This window comes from Streptomyces atratus (assembly GCF_014648655.1).
Taxonomy (GTDB): Bacteria; Actinomycetota; Actinomycetes; order Streptomycetales; family Streptomycetaceae; genus Streptomyces; species Streptomyces atratus.
In genome coordinates this window covers 1-2,794 of the sequence record NZ_BMRN01000142.1, presented here as the reverse complement: position 1 = coordinate 2,794, position 2,794 = coordinate 1, and the positions used below count along the sequence as shown (strand labels likewise).

Genomic DNA, 2,794 nt, shown 5'->3' with positions numbered 1-2,794 from the left:
GCACATCCCACCCGCCGAGCACGAAGCCAACTACTACAAGGAACTCACGAAACCCCAGGTCACAACCACAATCTGAGATCTCTACCGAACCCGGGGCGGTTCAAGGCAATGCCCGCCGCTGCCCAGGCCATTGCCGCCAATGGCGCTTGCGACATCACCCAGCCCGGCACTTTCACCGCCACTCGCTTCGGTATCTGCTTGAACGGCATGGAGGTCACCTACACGCTGCGCAATGACAAGGGTGCCGTGCTCGGCACTGGCCTGATGAACGTCGCAACCAGCATGACGCTCAGCGCCAGCAAGACCACCTGGGACGAGACCACTACGGTCAAGGTCGTCAGCGTCACCGGCGAGGTGAAGACCCTCAACATCTCCTACGACGCGGCGTGTACCGGCGGCTGCGGCATGACCGATGCGCGGCCGTGGGACGGCACGAAGAGCCTTGGTTTGGGTGGCACGGCGACCGGCACGGTCACCTACAGCACCCCCGTTGCTTCCGGCGCCCGGGCCAATGTCACCTCCAAGCACCACATGTATGTGGTCTCCTCGGGTGCCATTCCTACCCAGCCCAACGTCAACTGGGACAACCCCTGGACCATCCGTTGTGACAATGAGGTCAGCGCCAACCCCGGGTGCGTTGTCCCGGAGGTCCGCGCCAATTTCGAGTTCTCGCTCGCCGAGTTTGGCGGTGCCGCGGCCACCTACGGTTGGACCCAGAACGCACTGCGTGACGGGGCTCCTCTGAGTCGTGACCCAAGTGAAACTACAGCTACAACGCGGCGCGGGTACACCTGCGGCACCAATAGCTCCGACCCCTTCGTCTACATGGACAACGTGGTCCCGAACGACTCGTGCGACGAGTTCCCCTTCGCACGTTCCTACGAAGGAGGCACCAACGGCGCACTGTGCGCTGATATCGTCCCGCTGTACGAGAACGGACAGTGGGAGATCTACGAGGCGCGGGCGGACAAGCCGGTCACTGGCACTGAGCCTTGTACGCGCGGGCATGTCAACAACGATGACAACGGCAACGCCGGTCTAGCCCTTGGACGATACGTGCAGAGGGACCGAGTCCTCGACACCGAGAAGTACAACGTCTACGTCGTCAACTAACTGAACCCTGGAGTACGAGGGGCATCCCCAGACGTGCCGGGGGTGCTCCGAACCCGGGAGAGGAGTCGCCGTGGTCGGCGATCAGTGGGAATGGGCTACTGACCCGCGCTATCCCCTTTGGTGTGTGACTTTCACCAAGGGCCTTATGCCGGACGAGGTTCTGCGCCGGTATGGGACAGAACCCGACCAAGCGCGAAAGCTTGCCCACACCGAGGCGAGCGACCTCTACGACATGGCCCTGCGTGGGGGCGGAGCGGTGCTGCGCGTCGGCAAGCTCCAAGGATGGTCCTTCTGCTTTGAGGACGTGGGAGGAGTCGGCTCTCGCCGGGGCCCCCTCAGCGCTCTGTCGCGAGGCACCGAAACGTTGTCCCTGCTACGGGGCGGGGACGGGATGAACCGCTTGGCGTACTGGTGCGACGGTCAGCGGCGCGAGTCCTTCGAGCCGGGAGCCAACGACAGGATGCCGCAGGGAGAGCGCCACTTCTGGGATCTCGTGTGCGCCTACGATCAAGCGACTCCGGGGCGTACAGGACTCCTGCTTGCCCTACAGGCCATCACCCAACACACAGGTGTCTCGCTCGACACGGCCACCATCGCGGGTCCTCTGCTCACCGCTCACCTATCCGACGGAGATCGGACACCCGACCCAGTGCAACGTGCGCCCCTAACCATGCGCGGTAGTGCCGCATCGTCCCTGGGCCGTCCTCTGGGCTCTGTGAGCACTTTCAACGCGCCGAAGACGAGCTGACTCAACCTCTTGGGACTGCGCGCAGGATCCAGCGCGAGTCGTCGGCGACCAGCGAGCAACGGTGCTCACACCCTTCACCTCTCAGTGGACGTTAAGTCCGATCTTCCTCGGTTCGTGATCGCTCGATCGTGTGACTGATTGCAGTACGGGGCTGGCGTTGGGCATGGACATGCTGGGATTCGGGGCATGGACAGAGAGCCGTATCCGAGCGACTTATCGGACGAGCAGTGGGCCTTGCTGGAGCCAATGATCACGGGCTGGAAGCAGGACCGAGTAGCACGGTCGGCGACCGGTGACCGGGGATCCTGTGACCTGCGGGAGGTCGTGAACGCGATCTCCTACCAGAACCGGACAGGCTGTCAGTGGCGCTACCTTCCCCATGACCTGCCGTCCTGGTCGGCGGTGTTCTACTACTTCAGCCTGTGGCGCGAGGACGGCCTGGACCAGCGGATCCAGGAACTCCTGCGCTGCCAGGTGCGGGAGAAGGCCCGCCGATTAGAGGACCCGTCCCTCGTGATCATCGACACCCAGTCCGTGCGTGCGGCTGCCGGTGTCCCGAAGACCACGACGGGACTGGCGTCAACAAGAAGGTGTCGGGCGTCAAGCGCGGGCTGGCCGTGGACGTCCTGGGACTGGTCATCGGCGTGGTCGTCCTGCCGGCCTCCGCCCACGACAACGCCGCCGGCATCGCCCTGCTCGACCAGGCAGCCGAGAAGTGCGGGAACCGGCTGGAGAAAGCCTTGGTGGACCAGGGCTTCAAGGACGAGGTCGTCATCCACGGCGTGCTGAACGACATCGACGTCGAGATCGTCCGCCGCAACCCCGCCGACCAGGGCAAGGGCTTCGTCCCGCAGCCCAAGCGGTGGATCGTGGAACAGGTCAACGGAACCCTGTTGCTGCACCGGCGCCTGGCCCGCGAGTACGACCACCGGC

Annotated in this window: 2 protein-coding genes and 1 pseudogene; all 3 read left to right on the top strand. The window is 64.4% G+C overall.

What is annotated here, in order from left to right:
- Window positions 1-108: 108 nt before the first annotated feature.
- Window positions 109-1,113 (top strand): NucA/NucB deoxyribonuclease domain-containing protein, encoded by a 1,005-nt coding sequence (locus IEZ15_RS43625; protein WP_189282472.1) that lies wholly within the window; start codon window positions 109-111, stop codon window positions 1,111-1,113.
- 70 nt (window positions 1,114-1,183) lie between these two features.
- Window positions 1,184-1,861, top strand: coding sequence for a DUF6461 domain-containing protein (locus tag IEZ15_RS47625; protein ID WP_373302780.1), 678 nt, complete (start codon window positions 1,184-1,186; stop codon window positions 1,859-1,861).
- Between the two features lie 186 nt (window positions 1,862-2,047).
- Window positions 2,048-2,794, top strand: a pseudogene (locus tag IEZ15_RS43620) (IS5 family transposase); the annotation flags it as partial.